This window comes from Pseudomonas sp. SJZ131 (genome assembly GCF_007828705.1).
Taxonomy (GTDB): domain Bacteria; phylum Pseudomonadota; class Gammaproteobacteria; order Pseudomonadales; family Pseudomonadaceae; genus Aquipseudomonas; species Aquipseudomonas prosekii.
Genome location: NZ_VIVC01000005.1, coordinates 265,437 through 286,285, shown reverse-complemented (window position 1 = coordinate 286,285; position 20,849 = coordinate 265,437). Strand labels below are relative to the sequence as shown.

Here is a 20,849-nt window from a genome sequence, read left to right as displayed (position 1 = left end):
TGACAACAATTTCTACTCCACTGTTCTAGGCCGCGCATAAGCGCGCTGTCTCGTCCGTCGCATCCGCATTAAGCCCTGTTTATCGCGTTTTACATGACATGCGGATTTGACATAGTCATCAGGCTACGGCAGCATTCAGCCCAATTGCGCCCGATCCTCTGGTGCTGGCTTAGTCCGGCATTACGTTCGGGCCTTCTTGTTTATAGAACATGGAAGTTGCCTACCCCAACCGCTCTAAAACCGTTCCGTACACACTCTGGCATGAGACCATGCGGGTGCCATCTATCTCGAAAACTCAAAAAGTTTGGCAAACACGCGAAGCCCGACATAGTCAGATGGATATTTATATGGACGTCGGTAGTAGCAATCCCAGTAACTGATCATGCGTGCTCGCGTCGTTTGAAAGTACGCCTGATTATCCCGAACGAACCGACCGTAAAGCTCCGGGTCAAGCGTCGGCAGATGCGCCTCGACAGTCTCAAGAATCTGGATAACGTACTCACCCGTCAGCTGCATCACAAACGGAACCACCCAAGCTTCACGGATTGAGATAACCCTTTCCAAATGTCGTTGGCGCACATAGCCATCGTGGTGCCGCGTCAAAAGACAGGAGTACAAAATGCTCTGGGTTTCAGTCAGGTGGGCAAAGATGCTTTCATAGTCCTGGTCATAAATCCGGTAGGGAATGAACAACTCATCTCTGCCTACGCTGACCTGTATGAATCGATCCGTCGCCAATCGCGCCTGACGGAACCGGCCCATAACCTGATCGAGAGCCTTCGCCTCTCGTTCAAGACAAGATGGAAACGCCCTTTGTGCGAGGGCGAGGGGCATGCTCATCACTGTATGTCTTTCAGATAGTCCTTTAACGCAACTAGCGGTGCCTCAAACTCCACCATTGTCCGCGCATCACTGAAACCAGCAGACAACCGACCCAGCTCCCTGCCTAACGGCATACTCACCCCACCAATAGCCCCCAACGCCAACCCAACGCAATACTCCACCCGACCCCGAATCCCCTCAACATCCCCCCGCCGAACCAGCAACCCAAAAACCTCGCGCTCGTAATCGCTCATCATCGGATCGTCCCGCAGTATCGGGCTCCCATCCTCGGTCTCATAAGCCAGCTTAAGTGCGAAAAGGGCGACGGTTTCCAGCAGCAGTTCCATTGAGTGAATCCTCGATTTATCAGCCGAGCGGTTCAGGGGCGGGGGGGCGCGAGCGAGACTTGAAAATCTCACCGGCCAGCACCCTCAGTGAGCGAATCACCGCCAGCCCACTTTTCTACAGACGAAAAAAAAGGCCTTGCAAAGCAAGACCTTTCTTAATTTTGGTGCCCCGAGGGAGACTCGAACTCCCACTTCTTGCGAAAACGGATTTTGAATCCGCCGCGTCTACCAATTCCGCCATCAGGGCTCAATGGCGGCGAAGTATAGAGATGAGATTACCGTTGGTCAATCACCTTTCATGGTCTATTTTCACTATTTCCGCTAGACTTCCGGCCCCTGCTAGACGAACTCCATCATGCGCGTTGCTGACTTTACTTTCGAACTCCCTGATTCGCTGATTGCTCGCCATCCTTTGGCCGAGCGACGCGGCAGTCGCCTGTTGACCCTTGATGGGGTCAGCGGCGCCCTGGCACACCGTCAATTCACTGATTTGCTCGAGCATTTGCGCCCGGGCGATTTGATGGTGTTCAACAATACCCGGGTGATTCCGGCGCGGCTGTTTGGCCAGAAGGCCTCCGGCGGCAAGCTGGAAATTCTGGTGGAGCGCGTGCTCGACAGTCATCGCGTACTGGCGCATGTGCGTTCCAGCAAGTCGCCCAAGCCCGGTTCGAAGATCTTGATCGACGGTGGCGGCGAGGCAGAAATGCTGGCGCGGCACGATGCGTTGTTCGAGTTGGCGTTCGCCGAAGAGGTGTTGCCGCTGCTCGATCGCGTTGGGCACATGCCTTTGCCTCCTTATATAGACCGCCCGGATGAAGGCTCGGACCGCGAGCGTTATCAGACCGTGTACGCCGAGCGCTTGGGCGCGGTGGCGGCGCCGACGGCGGGGCTGCATTTCGATCAGCCGCTGATGGAGGCGATTGCCGCCAAGGGCATCGAGACCACGTTTGTGACCTTGCATGTCGGCGCCGGCACGTTTCAGCCGGTACGCGTCGAAAAGCTTGAAGATCACCACATGCACACGGAATGGCTGGAAGTCGGCCAGGACGTGGTTGATGCGGTTGCTGCGTGCCGCGCGCGCGGTGGTCGTGTGGTGGCGGTGGGGACCACCAGCGTGCGTTCGCTGGAAAGTGCCGCGCGCGATGGCGTGCTCAAGCCGTTCAGTGGCGACACCGATATCTTTATCTTCCCGGGTCGACCGTTTCATGTGGTCGATGCCTTGGTCACCAACTTCCATTTACCCGAATCCACATTGTTGATGCTGGTTTCGGCGTTCGCCGGTTATCCCGAAACCATGGCCGCCTACAAAGCGGCGGTGGAGCACGGTTACCGCTTTTTCAGCTACGGTGATGCGATGTTCATCACGCGTAATCCCGCGCCGACTGCCCCTAAAGAATCGGGCCCCGAGGAAACAGAATGAGTCGCCAAAGTCGTATGTCGTTTGAGTTACTTGCTACCGACGGCAAGGCTCGTCGCGGTCGTTTGACCTTCCCGCGCGGTACCGTCGAGACCCCGGCTTTCATGCCGGTGGGCACGTACGGCACGGTCAAGGGCATGTTGCCGCGGGATATCACCGCCACTGGCGCGGAAATCATTCTGGGCAACACCTTCCACTTGTGGCTGCGTCCTGGCACCGAAGTGATCAAGAAGCACGGCGACCTGCACGATTTCATGCAGTGGAAAGGCCCGATTCTGACCGACTCCGGCGGCTTCCAGGTGTTCAGCCTCGGCGCGATGCGCAAGATCAAGGAGGAGGGCGTGACCTTCGCCTCCCCGGTCGACGGCGCCAAAGTGTTCATGGGCCCGGAAGAATCGATGCAGGTTCAGCGCGATCTCGGCTCCGACATCGTGATGATTTTCGACGAATGCACGCCGTACCCGGCTGACGAAGATGTCGCGCGGATTTCCATGGAACTGTCGTTGCGTTGGGCCCAGCGTTCGAAAAACGCGCATGGCGACAACACGGCGGCTTTGTTCGGCATCGTTCAGGGCGGAATGCATCAGGACCTGCGCATGCGTTCGCTCGAAGGCCTCGACAAGATCGGCTTTGATGGCTTGGCCATTGGCGGTCTGTCGGTGGGCGAGCCGAAGCACGAAATGATCAAAGTGCTGGATTACCTGCCGGGCCAGATGCCGGCTGACAAACCTCGTTACCTTATGGGCGTTGGCAAACCGGAAGATCTGGTTGAGGGTGTGCGCCGCGGTGTGGACATGTTCGATTGCGTGATGCCAACCCGTAATGCCCGCAATGGGCATCTGTTCATTGATACAGGCGTGCTGAAGATCCGTAACGCGTTCCATCGCCATGATGATTCGCCGCTGGATCCGACCTGCGATTGCTACACCTGCCAGAACTTCTCCCGTGCTTATCTGCACCATCTGGACAAGTGCGGCGAAATGCTGGGTAGCATGTTGAATACCATCCACAATTTGCGCCATTACCACGTGCTTATGGCTGGTTTGCGCGAGGCTATTCAACAGGGTACATTGGCCGCCTTTGTCGATGCCTTCTACGCCAAACGCGGACTACCTGTTCCGCCTTTGGACTGAGTTTTCTGACCCCAAGATTCAACATTTGCAACTGGAGTGCTAAATGAGCTTTTTTATCTCTAACGCCATGGCCGACGCTGCTGCACCGGCAGCTGCAGGCCCGATGGGCGGCGGCTTCGAGTGGATTTTCCTGGTCGGCTTCCTGGTCATCTTCTACCTGATGATCTGGCGTCCACAGGCCAAGCGCGCCAAAGAACAGAAAAACCTGCTCGGCAGCCTGCAAAAAGGCGACGAAGTTGTGACCACCGGTGGTATCGCCGGCAAGATCACTAAAGTGGCAGACGATTTTGTGGTTCTGGAAGTTTCCGACACTGTCGAAATGAAGTTCCAGAAAGGCGCCATCGCCGCCACGCTGCCAAAAGGCACGCTCAAAGCGATCTAAGTTTCAACTTCTACTCAATCGACGGGGCGCGCAAGGCGCCCCGCGTCATAAGCGGGCGGCGTGATGCTGAACAAATACCCTCTGTGGAAATACATTCTGATCCTGGCGGTGCTGGCGGTCGGTCTGATTTATTCCGCTCCCAATCTATACCCTGATGACCCGGCCATTCAGGTCAGCGGTGCAAGCACTGCACTGCAAGTCAATCAGGCTGATCTGGACCGTGTGAGCGTTGCGCTCAAAGAGTCCGGGATCGACGTCAAGGCGACTTCGCTGACGGCGGGCGGCAAGGGCGGTCTGATTCGCCTGGTCAAGGCTGAAGATCAATTGCCGGCCAAAGACGTTGTGCGCAAGGCCTTGGGTGATGACTACGTCGTTGCACTGAACCTGGCACAAACCACCCCGCAATGGCTGCGCAGCCTTGGCGCGCACCCGATGAAGCTGGGTCTGGACTTGTCCGGTGGTGTGCACTTCCTGCTCGAAGTGGACATGGACAAAGCCCTCGACGCACGTCTGAAAGTGTACGAAGGCGATGTGAAAAGCCTGTTGCGTAAAGAGAAACTGCGCTATCGCAGCCTGCCGCAACTCAACGGTGCCATTCAGCTGGGCTTCACCGATGAAGCTGCCCGCGAACAGGCCCGCGCGCTGGTCCGCAAGAACTTCAACGATTTCGACATTGTTCCGGCCGACCTCAATGGTCAACCGGTACTGCGTCTGGCGATGACCCCGGCGAAGCTGGCGGAAATCCGTGAATACTCCATCAAGCAGAACTTGACCACGGTACGTAACCGCGTCAACGAGCTGGGTGTTGCCGAGCCGATCGTTCAGCGTCAGGGCGCCAACCGCATTGTGGTTGAGCTGCCGGGCGTGCAAGACACCGCAGAAGCCAAGCGTATTCTCGGCAAGACGGCCAACCTCGAATTCCGTCTGGCTGCAGAGCCGGGTGCTTCGAAAGCCACTTCCGAAAGCTTCGAGTTCCGCGAGGGCAATCGTCCTCCAGCGCAGATCGAGCGTGGCCTGATCATCACTGGCGACCAGGTCACTGACGCCAAGGCTGGTTTCGGCGAGCACGGTACGCCTGAAGTGAACATCCGTCTGGATGGCCACGGTGGCGAGCTGATGAGTCGTGCGACTCGCAGCAACGTCGGTCGCAGCATGGCGGTGATCTTCATCGAACAACGTCCGATCACCACCTACACCAAGCAAATGGTCAACGGTGTCGAGAAGGACGTACCGGTTCAGACGTTCAAGGAAGAGAAGCGCATCATCAGCCTCGCGACCATTCAGTCGCCGCTGGGTGCACAGTTCCGCATCACTGGCCTCAACGGTCAGGGCGAATCGTCCGAACTGGCGCTGTTGCTGCGTGCCGGTGGTCTGGCCGCGCCGATGTACTTCGCTGAAGAGCGCACCATTGGCCCGAGCCTGGGTGCCGACAACATCACCAAAGGTATCGATGCTTCGCTGTGGGGCATGCTGTTTGTCTCGCTGTTCATCATCGCCATCTACCGTTTCTTCGGCATCATCGCTACGGTCGCGCTGGGCGTGAACATGGTGCTGTTGCTGGCGCTGATGTCGCTGCTGGGCGCAACGCTGACCCTGCCGGGTATCGCCGGTATCGTCTTGACGATGGGTATGGCGGTCGATGCCAACGTTCTGATCTTCTCGCGGATTCGTGAAGAGATCGCGGCGGGCATGACCATCCAGCGTGCAATCAACGAAGGCTTCGGCCGGGCATTCACCGCGATTCTCGACGCCAACCTGACCACATTGCTGGTCGGCGGGATTCTCTTTGCGATGGGCACCGGCCCGGTCAAAGGTTTCGCAGTGACCATGTCCCTCGGGATCTTTACCTCGATGTTCACGGCCATCATGGTGACCCGCGCGATGGTCAACCTGATCTTCGGCGGTCGTGACTTCAAGAAGTTGTGGATTTAAGGGGCTGCCATGTTACGTACAATCAACTTCATGGGCGTTCGCAACTTCGCGTTCGGCGTCACATTGTTTCTTACCGTACTGGCATTGTTCAGTGTCGCCACCAAGGGCATGAACTGGGGTCTGGACTTCACCGGCGGTACGCTCATCGAGCTGACCTACGAGCGTCCGGCCGATGTGACCAAGGTGCGGACCCAACTGACTGAGTCGGGCTACCACGAAGCCATCGTGCAGAGTTTCGGTGCAACTACCGACTTGCTGGTGCGTATGCCTGGCGAAGACCCGCAACTGGGTCACCAGGTTGCCGAAGCGCTGTTGAAGGTTGGCGGCGATAACCCGGCAACGGTCAAGCGCGTCGAGTTCGTTGGCCCGCAGGTCGGTGAAGAACTGCGCGACCAGGGCGGCCTCGGCATGCTGATGGCGCTCGGCGGGATCCTGATCTACCTGGCTTTCCGCTTTCAGTGGAAGTTCGCGGTCGGCGCGATTGTTTCGCTGATCCACGACGTGATCGTGACCATCGGTATCCTCTCGTTCTTCCAGATCACTTTCGATCTGACAGTGCTGGCGGCGGTATTGGCGATCATCGGTTACTCGCTGAACGACACCATTGTGGTATTCGACCGGGTTCGTGAGAACTTCCGTGTACTGCGCAAGGCCAGCCTGATCGACAACATCAACATCTCGACCACGCAAACCCTGCTGCGGACCATGGCCACTTCGATCTCCACATTGCTGGCGATTGCGGCGCTGTTGTTCTTCGGTGGCGATAACTTGTTCGGTTTCTCCATCGCCCTGTTTGTCGGTGTATTGGCGGGTACTTACTCGTCGATCTACATCGCCAACGTGGTGCTGATCTGGCTGAACCTGAGCAGCGAGGATCTGATTCCTCCTGCCGCGACCGACAAGGAAGTCGACGACCGCCCATAACGGCAATCGTCGCTCCAGCTGTCGGCCGAAAAGGCGCGAGTATTGAACTCGCGCCTTTTTTTATGCTCCAAGGCTGGGAGAAGCGCGGGCATTGACCCGCATGTGATGGTCAGGAGGTTCATGTGAACAAGTCGTTGCTGGTTGGTGCGGTATTGGGTGCTGTCGGTGTGACTGCCGGGGGCGCTGTTGCCACCTACAGCCTGGTTAAAAGCGGCCCTGAGTATGCGCAAGTATTGGCCGTTGAACCGGTTAAAACACAGATCAAGACTCCACGTGAAGTATGCAAGGACGTTGCAGTGACGCGGCAAGCGCCGGTCAAGGATCAACACCAGATTCTCGGTACGGCCATTGGTGCCGTGGCGGGTGGCCTGCTCGGTAACCAGGTCGGCGGCGGCACGGGCAAGAAGATTGCGACCGTGGCCGGTGCAGTCGGCGGTGGTTACGCGGGTAACAAGGTCCAGGAAGGCATGCAGAACCGCGACACCTACACCACGACGCAGACCCGGTGTAACACCGTGAATGACATCAGCGACAAGGTAGTCGGTTACGACGTGCGTTATTCGTTGGATGGCAAGGAAGGCAAAGTGCGCATGGATCGCGATCCGGGTAACCAGATTCCGGTGGATAAGGAAGGCAAACTGGTCCTGTCGCAGAACGGGCCGGCAAACTGATCGGCTGATTGCGAGCGTTAACAAGAGCACCCGAAAGGGTGCTTTTTTGTGCCCGCAATTTAAGCGACACAGCGAAATTCTTGTAGGAGTGAGCCTGCTCGCGATAGCCATGTATCAGTCACCACCGGTTTCGAATGAAGGATTGCTATCGCGAGCAGGCTCACTCCTACATGGGGGCAGCGGTGTGGCAGGTGCAAATCCCAGGCATAAAAAAAGCACCCCGAAAGGTGCTTTTTTTGTGGCTGTTCGCTTAGCGTTTCAGCGAAGCCGGCAGGTGCGGCTGGATCGCCGTCAGCACTGCTTTGAAGCATTTGGTGTTACCGGCAACGACGTGACCTTTCTCAAGGAAGTCGTGACCGCCGGTGAAGTCGCTCACCAAGCCACCAGCTTCCTGGATCAGCAGGGCGCCTGCAGCCATGTCCCACTCGGACAGGCCCGACTCCCAGAACGCGTCGAAACGGCCGGCAGCCACGTAAGCCAGGTCCAGGCTAGCCGAGCCAGCACGGCGGATGCCGGCGGTCTGGCCAACCAGGGCGCGGAACATGCCCAGGTAGTTGTCGAGGTTGTCCATCTGGTCGTCGCGGAACGGGAAGCCGGTGCCGAGCAGGGCGCCGTCGAGGCTGGTGCGACCGCTGACGCGCAGACGACGACCGTTCAGTTGAGCGCCGCGACCACGGCTGGCGGTGAATTCTTCCTGGCGAACCGGGTCCAGAACCACTGCGTGTTCCAGGCGACCGCGGTATTTGCAGGCGATGCTGACAGCAAAGTGCGGAATGCCGCGCAGGAAGTTGGTGGTGCCGTCCAGCGGATCGATGATCCACAGGTACTCTTCGCCTTCGATGCCGTTGCCGGCGTGCATGCCGGTTTCTTCACCGAGGATCGAGTGGTTCGGGTAAGCCTTGCGCAGCGCGTCGATGATTTTCTGTTCAGCGGCGCGGTCCACCTCGGATACGTAATCCTTGGCGTCTTTTTCGTCGACCTTGATGGTATCCAGGCGCTCGATGGAGCGGAAGATCAATTCACTGGCGCTGCGGGCGGCGCGCAGCGCGATATTCAGCATGGGCTGCATGGATGTGTCACCTAAGGTTGTTAAAGAAAGCCGGGCATTCTATCAGAAAGTTTGTTCAGGAGAAGGTCGGTGTTCGCTTTCATAGCTTAACGGTAGGTTGAGCTGTAAGATTCGGCTCCCCTTTATTGTGTTCGAGAGCGCTGCCCGTGCTGCATAACATTCGTGTCGTCCTGGTCAATACCAGCCATCCCGGCAACATCGGCGGGGCTGCGCGTGCCATGAAGAACATGGGCCTGACGCGGCTGGTGCTGGTCGAGCCGCGGTTGTTCCCGCACCACGAGGCCGATGCCCGCGCCTCCGGTGCTGGCGACATCCTTGAAAACGCCCAAGTCGTCGCCACGTTGGAAGACGCTTTGGTCGGCTGCAATCTGGTGCTCGGCACCAGCGCCCGCGACCGGCGTATTCCGTGGCCGCTGCTCGATCCGCGAGAGTGCGGTACGAAAGTGGTCGACGAAGCGGCGGGTGGCGCAGAGATCGCACTGGTGTTCGGTCGTGAAGACTCCGGCCTGACCAATGAAGAGCTGCAGCGATGTCATTATCACGTGCACATCCCATCAGACCCCGAGTTCAGTTCGCTGAACCTTGGGGCGGCGGTGCAGGTGTTGAGTTATGAAGTGCGCATGTCCTGGCTGGCGGCCCAAGGCCAGCCGAGCAAGGTCGAGAAGGAAGAAGTGGCGTCCACCAAAAGCGCTGAGCTGGCGACCATGGACGAGCTGGAGCGCTTCTATGAACACTTGGAGCAAACCTTGGTGGCCATCGAATTCCTCGACCCGGAAAAGCCGCGACACTTGATGGCGCGCCTGCGTCGGTTGTACGGACGAAGCTCGGTCAGCCGGGCGGAAATGAATATATTGCGTGGCATCCTCACGGAAACCCAGAAAGCGGCCCGTGGTGAGCTTGTTAAGCGGAAGGATTAAAAATGTTCGAGCGTTTGCGTGAAGATATCCAAAGTGTTTTCCATCGTGATCCGGCAGCGCGTAACGCTTTTGAAGTCCTGACTTGCTACCCCGGCCTGCACGCTATCTGGATTCATCGCTTGTCGGCCGCCCTGTGGGGCTTCGGCTGGAAATGGCTGGCGCGGCTGGTGTCGAACTTCGGTCGCTGGTTGACCGGGATCGAGATCCACCCCGGCGCCAAGGTTGGTCGGCGCTTCTTTATCGATCACGGCATGGGCATCGTCATCGGCGAAACTGCTGAAATCGGCAATGACGTCACCCTGTATCAAGGCGTGACGCTGGGCGGCACAAGTTGGAATAAAGGCAAACGCCACCCGACGCTGGAAGACGGCGTTGTGGTGGGCGCAGGCGCCAAGGTGCTGGGCCCGTTCACTGTCGGCGCCGGGGCCAAGGTCGGTTCCAACGCGGTGGTGACCAAGGCAGTTCCGCCGGGCGCGACCGTGGTCGGGATTCCGGGGCGGATCATCGTCAAGTCCGATGACGAGCAGGACGCCAAGCGCAAAGCCATGGCCGAGAAGATCGGTTTTGATGCTTATGGTGTCGGCGAAGACATGCCCGACCCGGTGGCTCGCGCGATTGGCCAGTTGCTCGATCATTTGCAGGCGGTCGACGGGCGCCTCGAAGGGATGTGCGGTGCGTTGAAGGACTTGGGCAGCAATTATTGCGCGCAGGACCTGCCGCAACTGCGCGAAGAAGACTTTGACTGCGTGAAGGGCAAGGATCAGAGCCAGGCGAGCTGAGACCGAGTCGACTTCAATCGCGAGCAGGCTCACTCCCACAGGGATTTTCGATGTTCCCCCAATCGGTGTTTCAACCGAGACCCTATGGGAGCGAGCTTGCTCGCGATGAACGATAACGCGGTTCCACTGGCTGTCTACAACCAGCCTTTGCTATGATGCGCGCGCTCTTTTGCGGGTAAACCTGACTAAAGTACTAGGTCTTATAGTTGACTTAAATACTCGGGAATTGCATACTCGCCCCCATTCCGAACTCCGTGGTAATTGTCCATGAGACTGACTACAAAAGGCCGATACGCCGTGACCGCCATGCTCGACCTGGCGTTGCACGCGCAGCACGGGCCGGTGTCCCTGGCCGATATCTCCGAGCGCCAAGGCATCTCCCTGTCCTACCTCGAACAGCTTTTCGCCAAATTGCGCCGCAGCAATCTGGTTTCCAGCGTTCGTGGCCCGGGCGGCGGCTACCAGTTGTCCCGCGAGATGCAGGGCATCCAGGTCGCCCAGGTGATCGATGCGGTAAACGAATCGGTCGATGCAACAAAATGCCAGGGCCAGGGCGATTGCCATCAAGGCGACACCTGTCTGACCCACCACTTGTGGTGCGATCTGAGCCTGCAGATTCACGAATTTCTGAGTGGTATCAGCTTGGCTGACCTTGTGACTCGCCGTGAGGTACAAGAAGTAGCCCAGCGTCAGGACCAGCGCCGTTGCAATGGCAAGGCGCCACGCCTGGACAAGATTGAAGCGTCCGCCGTCGAATGACAGCCAAAGAGCTAGCGGCACGCCAGCCAGCCTGATTTAGGAGATAGTCCATGAAATTGCCGATTTACCTTGATTACTCTGCGACAACACCGGTTGATCCGCGCGTCGCGCAAAAGATGAGTGAATGCCTGCTGGTCGACGGAAACTTCGGTAACCCGGCGTCCCGTTCCCACGTATTCGGCTGGAAAGCTGAAGAGTCCGTCGAAAACGCTCGTCGTCAGGTCGCCGACCTGGTCAACGCCGATCCGCGTGAAATCGTCTGGACCTCCGGTGCCACCGAGTCCGACAACCTGGCAATCAAGGGTGCGGCGCATTTCTATGCGACCAAGGGCAAACACCTGATCACCACCAAGATTGAGCACAAGGCTGTCCTCGACACCATGCGCCAATTGGAACGTGAAGGTTTCGAAGTGACCTACCTCGAGCCTCAGACTGACGGTCTGGTCACTCCGGCCATGATCGAAGCTGCACTGCGTGAAGACACCATCCTGGTGTCGGTCATGCATGTGAACAACGAAATCGGCACCATCAACGACATCGAAGCGATCGGCGAACTGACCCGTTCCAAGGGCATTCTGTTCCACGTCGACGCTGCTCAGTCCACCGGCAAAGTCGAAATCGACCTGTCGAAGCTGAAAGTCGACCTGATGTCGTTCTCCGCACACAAAACCTACGGCCCTAAAGGCATCGGCGCGCTGTACGTCAGCCGCAAGCCGCGTGTTCGCATCGAAGCGGGCATGCACGGCGGCGGTCACGAACGTGGCATGCGTTCCGGTACTCTGGCGACTCACCAGATCGTCGGCATGGGTGAAGCCTTCCGCGTAGCCAAGGAAGACATGGCTGCCGAAAACGTACGCATCAAAGCCTTGAGCGACCGTTTCTTCAAACAGGTCGAAGGCCTCGAAGAGCTGTACATCAACGGCAGCATGACCGCCCGCGTACCGCACAACTTGAACCTGAGCTTCAACTACGTCGAAGGCGAGTCGCTGATCATGGCGCTCAAGGATCTGGCGGTATCGTCCGGTTCGGCCTGCACCTCGGCGTCGCTTGAGCCTTCGTATGTACTGCGCGCTCTGGGCCGCAACGACGAACTGGCACACAGCTCGATCCGCTTCACCTTCGGCCGTTTCACCACCGAAGAAGAAATCGATTACGCCGCGCAGAAAGTCTGCGAGGCCGTTACCAAGCTGCGCACCTTGTCGCCGCTGTGGGATATGTACAAAGACGGTGTCGACATTTCGAAAATCGAGTGGGCGGCACACTGATTTCAAGTCGCCGCAAACCGGCCCTGTGAACCCAGGTTTTCAGGGCTCAAGAGCGACTCTCTGATGAGTGAGGATTAAGAATCATGGCTTACAGCGAAAAGGTCATCGACCACTACGAGAACCCGCGCAACGTCGGCAAGATGAACGCGGAAGATCCGGATGTCGGCACTGGCATGGTCGGCGCTCCGGCGTGCGGCGACGTGATGCGTCTGCAGATCAAGGTCAACGAGCAAGGCATCATCGAAGATGCCAAGTTCAAGACCTACGGCTGCGGTTCGGCAATCGCCTCCAGCTCCCTGGCGACCGAGTGGATGAAAGGCAAGACTCTGGATGAAGCAGAGACCATCAAGAACACTCAGCTGGCCGAAGAACTGGCCTTGCCGCCAGTGAAAATTCACTGCTCCGTACTCGCTGAAGACGCTATCAAAGCGGCCGTTCGCGACTACAAGCAGAAGAAAGGCTTGATCTGACTTTCAAGATTTGGCGACGAGTAAGGAGTCACCGATGGCTATCAGCATGACAGAAGCGGCAGCTCAACACGTGCGACGCTCCCTCAACGGGCGCGGCAAAGGTGAAGGGATTCGTCTGGGTGTTCGCACCACAGGCTGTTCCGGCCTTGCCTACGTGCTGGAGTTTGTCGACGAGGTAGTGGCAGAGGATCAGGTGTTCGAAAGTCACGGCGAGAAAGTGATCATCGACCCGAAAAGCCTCGCTTACCTGGACGGCACCGAGCTCGATTTCGTCAAGGAAGGGTTGAACGAAGGCTTCAAGTTCAACAATCCCAACGTACGCGGTGAATGTGGCTGCGGCGAAAGCTTCAACATCTGAGGCTGCGCGTGGGTACTCCTTGTCATTTCGCCTTATTTGAACTGCAGCCGAGCTTCCGTCTGGATCTCGAGCAGTTGGCTACGCGCTATCGTGAGTTGGCGCGTGGTGTTCATCCGGACCGCTTTGCCGACGCTTCCGAGCGTGAGCAGCGGCTGGCGCTCGAGCAATCCGCGAACCTCAACGAGGCTTACCAGACGCTCAAAAACCCCCCGAAACGCGCGCGCTACTTGCTCGCCATGGGTGGTCGCGAGTTGCCGCTGGAAGTCACGGTGCATGATCCGGAGTTTCTTCTGCAGCAGATGCAATGGCGCGAAGAGCTCGAAGACCTGCAAGACAGCGCGGACATGGACGGCATTGTCGTTTTCAAGCGCCGCTTGAAGGTCGCGCAGGATGAACTGAACGAAAGCTTCGCAGCCTGTTGGGATGACGCAGCGCAACGTGAACAGGCCGAACGCCTGATGCGGCGCATGCAGTTCCTCGACAAGCTCACCTACGAAGTGCGCCAGTTAGAAGAGCGCCTCGACGATTAACCCAGTGCCGCTCCGGTCGCACGCCTGATATACAGATAAGTCCTGATCACGATGGCCCTACTGCAGATCGCCGAACCCGGCCAAAGTCCTCAACCGCACCAGCGTCGTCTGGCTGTGGGGATCGACTTGGGCACTACCAATTCGCTGGTCGCTGCATTGCGCAGTGGTCTTTCCGAACCTTTGGCCGACGCCGACGGGCAGGTCATCCTGCCGTCGGCGGTGCGCTATCACGCCGATCACGTCGAAGTGGGCGAATCCGCCAAACTGGCTGCCGCCGGCGATCCCCTGAACACCGTGCTGTCGGTCAAGCGCTTGATGGGTCGTGGTCTGTCCGACGTCAAGCAATTGGGCGATCAACTGCCGTACCGCTTTGTCGGCGGCGAATCGCACATGCCGTTCATCGACACCGTGCAGGGCCCGAAAAGCCCGGTCGAAGTCTCCGCCGAAATCCTCAAGGTGCTGCGTCAGCGCGCCGAGGCGACGTTGGGTGGTGAGCTGGTCGGCGCGGTGATTACCGTTCCGGCCTATTTCGACGACGCTCAGCGCCAAGCCACCAAGGATGCCGCCAAACTGGCCGGCCTCACCGTGCTGCGTTTGCTCAATGAGCCGACCGCTGCTGCCGTGGCTTACGGTCTGGATCAACACGCTGAAGGCCTGGTCGCGATCTACGACTTGGGCGGCGGTACCTTCGATATTTCGATTCTGCGCCTCACCGGCGGTGTCTTCGAAGTGCTGGCCACCGGTGGCGACAGCGCCCTGGGCGGCGATGACTTCGACCACGCCATCGCTGGCTGGATCATCGAGAGCGCCGGTTTGTCCGCTGATCTCGATCCCGGCGCGCAACGCCATTTGCTGCAAACCGCCTGCGCGGCCAAGGAAGCGTTGACCACGGTCGCCAGCGTTGAAGTCGCTTACGGTGACTGGAAAGCCCAACTGACTCGCGAAGCCTTTGATGCGCTGATCGAGCCAATGGTCGCCCGCAGCCTCAAAGCCTGCCGTCGCGCCGTGCGTGATTCCGGTATCGAACTGGATGAAGTGCACGCCGTGGTCATGGTTGGCGGTTCGACTCGTGTACCGCGCGTTCGCGATGCGGTGGCTGAAGCCTTTGGTCGCCAGCCGTTGACTGAAATCGATCCGGATCAAGTGGTGGCCATCGGTGCCGCGATCCAGGCCGATACGCTGGCCGGCAACAAGCGCGATGGCGGCGAATTGCTGCTGCTCGACGTGATTCCGTTGTCCCTGGGGCTGGAAACCATGGGCGGCCTGATGGAGAAGGTGATTCCGCGCAACACCACCATCCCGGTCGCTCGAGCTCAAGACTTCACCACTTATAAAGATGGCCAGTCGGCCATGGCTATTCACGTCTTGCAGGGTGAGCGCGAGCTGATCAGCGACTGCCGCTCCCTCGCACGCTTCGAATTGCGTGGCATTCCAGCAATGGTTGCCGGCGCAGCGAAGATTCGCGTGACCTTCCAGGTCGATGCCGACGGCCTGCTCAGTGTCGCGGCGCGCGAATTGGGTTCGGGTGTTGAAGCCAGCATTCAGGTCAAGCCGTCCTACGGCCTGACCGACGGCGAAATCACCAAGATGCTCAAGGATTCGTTCGAATACGCCAACGACGACAAAGTCGCCCGCGTATTGCGCGAGCAGCAAGTCGATGCCCAGCGCCTGCTCGAAGCGGTGCAGGGCGCTCTCGATGTCGATGGCGAAAGCCTGCTCGACGCCGAAGAGCGCATGGTCATCGAAATGCAGATGCAGGAACTGACCGAATTGATGAAAGGCACCGATGGTTTCGCCATCGAGCAGCAGACCAAGCGTCTGTCGCAAGTGACCGATGCCTTTGCTGCCCGCCGCCTGGACTCGACGGTGAAAGCCGCGCTGGCGGGACGCAACCTGAATGAGATTGAGGAATAACGATGCCGCAGGTCATTTTTCTGCCACACGAGAAGTTTTGCCCGGACGGCATGGTTGTCGAAGCTGAGCCGGGAACGTCTATTCTTGATCTGGCGCACGAGCACCATATCGAAATGGAAAACGCTTGCGGCGGCGTCTGCGCGTGCACCACGTGTCATTGCCTGATTCGCGAGGGTTTCGATTCGCTGGAAGAGGCCGACGAGCTGGAAGAAGACTTCCTTGATCGTGCGTGGGGCCTGGAAGCGCAGTCTCGCCTGGCCTGTCAGGCGATTGTCGGGACTGAAGACCTGACCGTTGAAATTCCGAAATATTCGCTTAACCATGCGGCTGAAGCGCCGCACTGACTGGTAAGACTGTCATGAGCTACGGTTGGAATGATGTTCAACGTATTGCAGAAGAGTTGGCCGAGGCCCACTCCGATGTCGATCCGTATTCTGTAGGGTTCGTTCGTCTGCAGCAGATGATCCTGGAACTGCCTGACTTCGATGGCACCTCTGGCCGTGTCGGCGAGAAGGTGCTGGAAGCGGTTCAGGAGCTCTGGGCCAAAGAATTGGACTGATCGTCCCGCAGGTTAGGCAATACCCAAGAACCCGCGTATAATTCGCGGGTTTAATTTTTCGCAAATTACCGTTTCTGGAGTTACACCATGGCTGTTCAACGCACTTTCTCCATCATCAAGCCTGACGCTGTTGCAAAAAACGTCATCGGCGAAATCACCACTCGTTTCGAAAAAGCCGGCCTGCGCGTTGTAGCTTCGAAACTCAAGCAACTGTCCAAAGCTGAAGCTGAAGGCTTCTACGCTGAGCACAGCGCTCGTGGTTTCTTCGGCGATCTGGTTGCTTTCATGATCTCCGGCCCGGTTGTTGTTCAGGTTCTGGAAGGCGAAAACGCTATCGCTCTGAACCGTGAGCTGATGGGCGCTACCAACCCTAAAGAAGCTGCTGCCGGCACCATCCGTGCTGACTTCGCTGATTCCATCGACGCCAACGCTGTGCACGGTTCGGACTCCGAAGCCGCTGCTGCTCGCGAAATCTCGTACTTCTTCGCAGCTACTGAAGTAACCACTCGCTAAGCATTGGCTTATGAGTGAAGGTGAATCCATGACTACATCGACTGTAAAAACTAACCTGCTGGGTCTGACTCAGCAGGAAATGGAAAAATTCTTCGACTCAATCGGGGAGAAGCGTTTCCGTGCCGGTCAGGTAATGAAATGGATTCACCACCTTGGCGTCGATGATTTCGACGCCATGACGAACGTCAGCAAAGCCTTGCGCGACAAGCTCAAGGCGATTGCTGAAGTTCGCGGTCCTGAAGTCGTCAGCGAGGACATTTCCACCGACGGCACCCGTAAATGGGTGGTGCGCGTGGCGTCCGGCAGCTGCGTCGAGACCGTTTACATTCCCCAGGGCAAACGCGGCACATTGTGCGTTTCGTCCCAGGCAGGCTGTGCCCTGGATTGCAGTTTCTGCTCCACCGGCAAGCAAGGTTTCAACAGCAACCTCACCGCCGCCGAAGTCATCGGCCAGGTGTGGATTGCCAATAAATCGTTCGGCAGCATCCCGGCGACCGCCGACCGTGCCATCACCAACGTGGTGATGATGGGCATGGGCGAGCCGCTGCTGAACTTCGACAACGTCGTGGCCGCCATGCATCTGATGATGGATGACCTGGGCTACGGGATTTCCAAACGCCGCGTGACCCTGTCCACTTCGGGCGTGGTGCCGATGATCGATGAGCTGGCCAAGCACATCGACGTCTCCCTGGCGTTGTCGCTGCACGCACCGAATGACGCATTGCGTAACCAATTGGTGCCGATCAACAAGAAATATCCGCTTAAGATGCTGCTCGAATCTTGCCAGCGCTACATGGCGACCTTGGGCGAGAAGCGTGTGTTGACCATTGAGTACACCATGCTCAAGGACATCAACGACAAGGTTGAGCATGCGGTCGAGATGATCGAACTGCTGAAAAATGTTCCGTGCAAAATCAACTTGATTCCGTTCAACCCGTTCCCGCATTCCGGCTATGAGCGCCCAAGCAACAACGCCATTCGCCGTTTCCAGGATCAGCTTCACCATGCCGGCTTCAACGTCACCGTGCGCACCACGCGTGGTGAAGACATTGATGCCGCGTGTGGCCAATTGGTAGGACAGGTGCTGGATCGCACCCGTCGCAGCGAACGTTATATCGCGGTGCGTGAATTGAGCGCCGACAACGATATGGCGCAAAACGCAGCGAACAATAACTAAGAGAGGATCTCTATGTCCCTGCGCTTTGCGCTGCTTGTGCTGTTGGCCAGCCTGTGTGCTGGTTGTGTCCTGTCGGGCGATTTCAACCCGATGAAGACCAGCAAGGGCCGCGACGAAGCGCGTGCCGCCTACGTGCAGCTGGGGTTGGGGTACTTGCAGCAAGGGATGACTGAACGGGCGAAAGTGCCATTGAAAAAGGCCCTGGAGCTGGATGATTCCGACCCGGACGCCAACGCGGCGCTGGGTCTGGTGTTTCAGGCCGAAATGGAACCGGAGCTGGCGGATCAGCATTTTCGCAAGGCGCTGTCCTCGCGCCCCAAAGACGCGCGCATCCTCAACAACTACGGCAGTTTTCTTTTCGAAGAGAAGCGTTACAAGGAAGCTTACGAGCGCTTTGAGCAAGCCGCCGCCGATACCCTGTATCCTGAGCGTTCGCGGGTCTTCGAGAACCTCGGCATGACCGCTTCCAGGCTTGGCCAGCGTGATCTGGCGCAGCAACAACTGGAAAAAGCCCTGCGTTTGAACCGCCAACAACCACGGGCGTTGCTGGAAATGGCTGAGTTGTCTTACGAAGACAGGCATTATGTGCCCGCGCGTGACTATTACGACCGTTTTAGCCTGCTCACCGAACAAAATGCACGTAGTCTATTGCTCGGCGTTCGGCTGGCAAAAGTGTTTGAAGATCGCGACAAGGCCGCCAGTTTTGGCCTGCAATTAAAACGACTCTATCCCGGTACGCCGGAATATCAGCAATACCTGTCGGAGCAATGATGAAAGCGGCGCATCCCGAAGTTGTAGCAGCGAATCGCGTTAATCCCGGTGAAACATTGCGCCAGGCCCGCGAAAGCAATGGCTGGTCGCTGGCCGAAGTGGCCCTCAAGCTCAACCTCACCGTCAATTCCCTGAGCAATCTGGAAGCCGGCGCTTTCGACAAGCTGCCGGGGCATACCTTCGCTCGCGGTTACATTCGCGCGTACGCCAAATTGCTCGGCATGGACCAGACCGTTCTGGTTCAGCAATTCGACCAGTCCACCGGCACCGACTCCCAGGGCAGCAACGTCCACAGCCTGGGCCGTATCGAAGAGCCGGTGCGGGTTTCCCACACTATCTTGCGCATTGTCAGCCTGCTGTTGCTGGTCGCCGTAGTCGTCGGCGGTTTTTTCTGGTGGCAGGATCAAACCTCCCAGCGCAATCAGGACATCGCCAGCACTACCCCGGCGCACGTCGAAATCGAAGGCGCTGACGGCACCACGCAATCGCATCCGCTCGACGAGCCGGAAGATCAGGCCGTTGTAGAAGGCCAGACCGAGGCCGGCACCGCGCTGGCACTGCCGCAATCCGAAACATCGACTGAAGCACCGGCCGAAGCTGAAGCGACCGCGCCGGCAGTTGCGCCGACCACGCCGACCACGCCGGCAGCCGCGCCGACTGCTCCGGTTGCTGCCGCTCCTGCGACACCGGCTCCGGCCGCACCCGTTGCGCCAGCACCGACCGCTCCGGTCGCCGCTACGACACCTGCCGCACCCGCTGCACCTGCCGCCGCCCCAGTGGCCGGCGAGGGTCAGGTTCAGTTGCAATTCACTGCTGATTGCTGGACGCAAGTGACCGATGGCAACGGCAAAGTGCTGTTGAGTGGTCTCAAGCGCAAAGGCGAAAACGTTTCCGTCAGCGGCAAACCGCCGTTTGCTGTGCGTCTGGGCTTCGCCCGTGGCGCGCAGGTCAGTTACAACGGCCAAGTGGTTGATGTCGCTCCGTTCACCAGTGGCGAGACTGCTCGCCTGAAGTTGGGTCAATAAGTCATGCACGGCGAATCTCCAATCAAACGTCGCGAATCCCGCAAGATTTGGGTCGGTAACGTGCCTGTTGGCGGCGATGCGCCCATCGCTGTGCAGAGCATGACCAACAGCGACACCAATGACGTGGCCGCCACCGTGGCCCAGATCAACCGCCTGGAAGCTGCCGGCGTCGATATCGTGCGCATTTCGGTGCCGGACATGGACGCTGCCGAGGCTTTCGGCAAGATCAAGCAACTGGTCAAAGTGCCGTTGGTGGCCGACATCCATTTCGACTACAAGATCGCTTTGCGCGTAGCCGAACTGGGCGTTGACTGCCTGCGCATCAACCCGGGCAACATCGGGCGTGAAGATCGCGTGCGTGCGGTGGTCGATGCCGCCCGTGACCGCGGGATTCCGATCCGCATTGGCGTCAACGCCGGTTCCCTGGAAAAAGACCTGCAAAAGAAATACGGCGAGCCGACGCCAGCCGCGCTGGTCGAATCGGCGCTGCGCCACGTCGAGCACCTGGAACGCCTGAATTTCAAGGACTTCAAGGTCAGCGTGAAGGCTTCCGACGTATTCATGGCCGTCGCCGCCTACCGCTTGCTGGCCAAGGAAATCGTCCAGCCGCTGCACTTGGGCATCACCGAAGCCGGTGGTTTGCGTTCAGGCACGGTGAAATCCGCCGTCGGCCTCGGTATGCTGCTCGCCGAAGGGATTGGCGATACTATTCGCATCTCGTTGGCGGCTGACCCGGTCGAGGAAGTGAAAGTCGGCTACGACATTCTCAAATCCCTGCACTTGCGTTCCCGTGGCATCAACTTCATCGCCTGCCCGAGCTGCTCGCGGCAGAACTTCGATGTGGTCAAAACCATGAACGAGCTGGAAGGGCGCCTCGAAGATTTGCTGGTGCCGCTGGATGTCGCGGTCATCGGTTGCGTGGTCAACGGGCCGGGTGAAGCCAAGGAAGCCCATATCGGCTTGACCGGCGGCACGCCCAACCTGATTTACATCGACGGCAAGCCGTCGCAGAAACTGACGAATGAAAATCTGGTGGATGAGCTTGAACGCTTGATCCGCCAGAAAGCGGCCGAGAAGGTCGAAGCTGACGCAGCGGTTATCGTGCGCGGCTGAGC

The 20,849-nt window shown here is 58.5% G+C and carries 24 protein-coding genes and 1 tRNA gene; 21 read left to right on the top strand and 4 right to left on the bottom strand.

Annotated elements, in window-relative coordinates:
* Positions 1–282: 282 nt before the first annotated feature.
* From FBY12_RS22235 to FBY12_RS22225, 3 genes are all read right to left on the bottom strand, one after another.
* Entirely contained in the window at positions 283–840 is a 558-nt protein-coding gene (locus FBY12_RS22235; RefSeq protein ID WP_145255954.1) for a hypothetical protein, read from the bottom strand.
* Positions 840–1,169: a hypothetical protein gene (locus FBY12_RS22230; protein WP_145255951.1), complete on the bottom strand. Its 330-nt coding sequence runs from the start codon at positions 1,167–1,169 to the stop codon at positions 840–842. The genes FBY12_RS22235 and FBY12_RS22230 overlap by 1 nt, the downstream gene beginning before the upstream one ends.
* 162 nt (positions 1,170–1,331) lie before the next feature.
* Positions 1,332–1,416, bottom strand: a tRNA-Leu gene (locus tag FBY12_RS22225).
* A 108-nt stretch (positions 1,417–1,524) separates the two neighbouring features.
* Here FBY12_RS22225 and queA point away from each other — a divergent pair.
* The 6 genes from queA to FBY12_RS22195 all read left to right on the top strand — a co-directional run bounded on the left by queA (position 1,525) and on the right by FBY12_RS22195 (position 7,628).
* Positions 1,525–2,589 carry a tRNA preQ1(34) S-adenosylmethionine ribosyltransferase-isomerase QueA gene (gene queA, locus FBY12_RS22220; RefSeq protein ID WP_109522071.1) on the top strand — a complete coding sequence of 355 codons (1,065 nt, stop codon included), beginning with the start codon at positions 1,525–1,527 and terminating at the stop codon, positions 2,587–2,589.
* Positions 2,590–2,603: 14 nt separating this feature from the next.
* Entirely contained in the window at positions 2,604–3,719 is a 1,116-nt protein-coding gene (gene tgt, locus FBY12_RS22215) for a tRNA guanosine(34) transglycosylase Tgt (RefSeq protein ID WP_178111797.1), read from the top strand.
* 43 nt (positions 3,720–3,762) lie between these two features.
* On the top strand, positions 3,763–4,101 hold the full coding sequence (yajC, locus tag FBY12_RS22210) for a preprotein translocase subunit YajC (protein WP_003185175.1): 339 nt from the start codon (positions 3,763–3,765) through the stop codon (positions 4,099–4,101).
* A 63-nt stretch (positions 4,102–4,164) separates the two neighbouring features.
* Positions 4,165–6,033: a protein translocase subunit SecD gene (secD, locus tag FBY12_RS22205; RefSeq protein ID WP_101207877.1), complete on the top strand. Its 1,869-nt coding sequence runs from the start codon at positions 4,165–4,167 to the stop codon at positions 6,031–6,033.
* A 9-nt stretch (positions 6,034–6,042) separates the two neighbouring features.
* Positions 6,043–6,957 (top strand): protein translocase subunit SecF, encoded by a 915-nt coding sequence (secF, locus tag FBY12_RS22200; RefSeq protein ID WP_121733241.1) that lies wholly within the window; start codon positions 6,043–6,045, stop codon positions 6,955–6,957.
* 122 nt (positions 6,958–7,079) lie between these two features.
* Complete coding sequence (locus FBY12_RS22195) at positions 7,080–7,628, top strand: glycine zipper 2TM domain-containing protein (protein WP_145255945.1); 549 nt, start codon at positions 7,080–7,082, stop codon at positions 7,626–7,628.
* 250 nt (positions 7,629–7,878) lie between these two features.
* Here the strand turns inward: FBY12_RS22195 and suhB are convergent, their stop codons facing one another.
* On the bottom strand, positions 7,879–8,697 hold the full coding sequence (gene suhB, locus FBY12_RS22190; RefSeq protein ID WP_092278434.1) for an inositol-phosphate phosphatase: 819 nt from the start codon (positions 8,695–8,697) through the stop codon (positions 7,879–7,881).
* Between the two features lie 146 nt (positions 8,698–8,843).
* Here suhB and trmJ point away from each other — a divergent pair, with 146 nt between their 5' ends.
* From trmJ to ispG, 15 genes are all read left to right on the top strand, one after another.
* Positions 8,844–9,614, top strand: a complete 771-nt coding sequence (trmJ, locus tag FBY12_RS22185; RefSeq protein WP_145255942.1) for a tRNA (cytosine(32)/uridine(32)-2'-O)-methyltransferase TrmJ — start codon at positions 8,844–8,846, stop codon at positions 9,612–9,614.
* 2 nt (positions 9,615–9,616) lie between these two features.
* On the top strand, positions 9,617–10,393 hold the full coding sequence (gene cysE / locus FBY12_RS22180; RefSeq protein WP_121757253.1) for a serine O-acetyltransferase: 777 nt from the start codon (positions 9,617–9,619) through the stop codon (positions 10,391–10,393).
* A 267-nt stretch (positions 10,394–10,660) separates the two neighbouring features.
* Positions 10,661–11,152 (top strand): Fe-S cluster assembly transcriptional regulator IscR, encoded by a 492-nt coding sequence (gene iscR, locus FBY12_RS22175; protein WP_121734138.1) that lies wholly within the window; start codon positions 10,661–10,663, stop codon positions 11,150–11,152.
* A 50-nt stretch (positions 11,153–11,202) separates the two neighbouring features.
* The gene (locus FBY12_RS22170) at positions 11,203–12,417 is read left to right on the top strand and encodes an IscS subfamily cysteine desulfurase (RefSeq protein ID WP_121734139.1); all 1,215 of its coding nucleotides are present in this window, start codon (positions 11,203–11,205) and stop codon (positions 12,415–12,417) included.
* A gap of 83 nt (positions 12,418–12,500) precedes the next feature.
* Entirely contained in the window at positions 12,501–12,887 is a 387-nt protein-coding gene (gene iscU / locus FBY12_RS22165; protein WP_007929523.1) for a Fe-S cluster assembly scaffold IscU, read from the top strand.
* A 34-nt stretch (positions 12,888–12,921) separates the two neighbouring features.
* Positions 12,922–13,245 carry an iron-sulfur cluster assembly protein IscA gene (gene iscA, locus FBY12_RS22160; RefSeq protein WP_007903589.1) on the top strand — a complete coding sequence of 108 codons (324 nt, stop codon included), beginning with the start codon at positions 12,922–12,924 and terminating at the stop codon, positions 13,243–13,245.
* Positions 13,246–13,253: 8 nt separating this feature from the next.
* Positions 13,254–13,775 carry a co-chaperone HscB gene (gene hscB, locus FBY12_RS22155; protein ID WP_092278446.1) on the top strand — a complete coding sequence of 174 codons (522 nt, stop codon included), beginning with the start codon at positions 13,254–13,256 and terminating at the stop codon, positions 13,773–13,775.
* A 51-nt stretch (positions 13,776–13,826) separates the two neighbouring features.
* Positions 13,827–15,689 (top strand): Fe-S protein assembly chaperone HscA, encoded by a 1,863-nt coding sequence (hscA, locus tag FBY12_RS22150; RefSeq protein ID WP_101207874.1) that lies wholly within the window; start codon positions 13,827–13,829, stop codon positions 15,687–15,689.
* Between the two features lie 2 nt (positions 15,690–15,691).
* On the top strand, positions 15,692–16,033 hold the full coding sequence (gene fdx / locus FBY12_RS22145; RefSeq protein WP_092278450.1) for an ISC system 2Fe-2S type ferredoxin: 342 nt from the start codon (positions 15,692–15,694) through the stop codon (positions 16,031–16,033).
* A gap of 14 nt (positions 16,034–16,047) precedes the next feature.
* The gene (gene iscX, locus FBY12_RS22140) at positions 16,048–16,248 is read left to right on the top strand and encodes a Fe-S cluster assembly protein IscX (protein WP_092278453.1); all 201 of its coding nucleotides are present in this window, start codon (positions 16,048–16,050) and stop codon (positions 16,246–16,248) included.
* A gap of 87 nt (positions 16,249–16,335) precedes the next feature.
* Positions 16,336–16,761 (top strand): nucleoside-diphosphate kinase, encoded by a 426-nt coding sequence (ndk, locus tag FBY12_RS22135; RefSeq protein ID WP_007916882.1) that lies wholly within the window; start codon positions 16,336–16,338, stop codon positions 16,759–16,761.
* A gap of 28 nt (positions 16,762–16,789) precedes the next feature.
* A complete protein-coding gene (gene rlmN, locus FBY12_RS22130; protein ID WP_121734164.1) occupies positions 16,790–17,938 on the top strand; it encodes a 23S rRNA (adenine(2503)-C(2))-methyltransferase RlmN in 1,149 nt (382 codons plus the stop codon).
* A gap of 12 nt (positions 17,939–17,950) precedes the next feature.
* The gene (gene pilW, locus FBY12_RS22125; protein ID WP_092278457.1) at positions 17,951–18,709 is read left to right on the top strand and encodes a type IV pilus biogenesis/stability protein PilW; all 759 of its coding nucleotides are present in this window, start codon (positions 17,951–17,953) and stop codon (positions 18,707–18,709) included.
* Complete coding sequence (locus tag FBY12_RS22120; protein WP_145255939.1) at positions 18,709–19,734, top strand: RodZ family helix-turn-helix domain-containing protein; 1,026 nt, start codon at positions 18,709–18,711, stop codon at positions 19,732–19,734. The genes pilW and FBY12_RS22120 overlap by 1 nt, the downstream gene beginning before the upstream one ends.
* Positions 19,735–19,737: 3 nt before the next feature.
* A complete protein-coding gene (ispG, locus tag FBY12_RS22115; RefSeq protein ID WP_092278461.1) occupies positions 19,738–20,847 on the top strand; it encodes a flavodoxin-dependent (E)-4-hydroxy-3-methylbut-2-enyl-diphosphate synthase in 1,110 nt (369 codons plus the stop codon).
* The last annotated feature ends 2 nt before the right edge of the window (positions 20,848–20,849 follow it).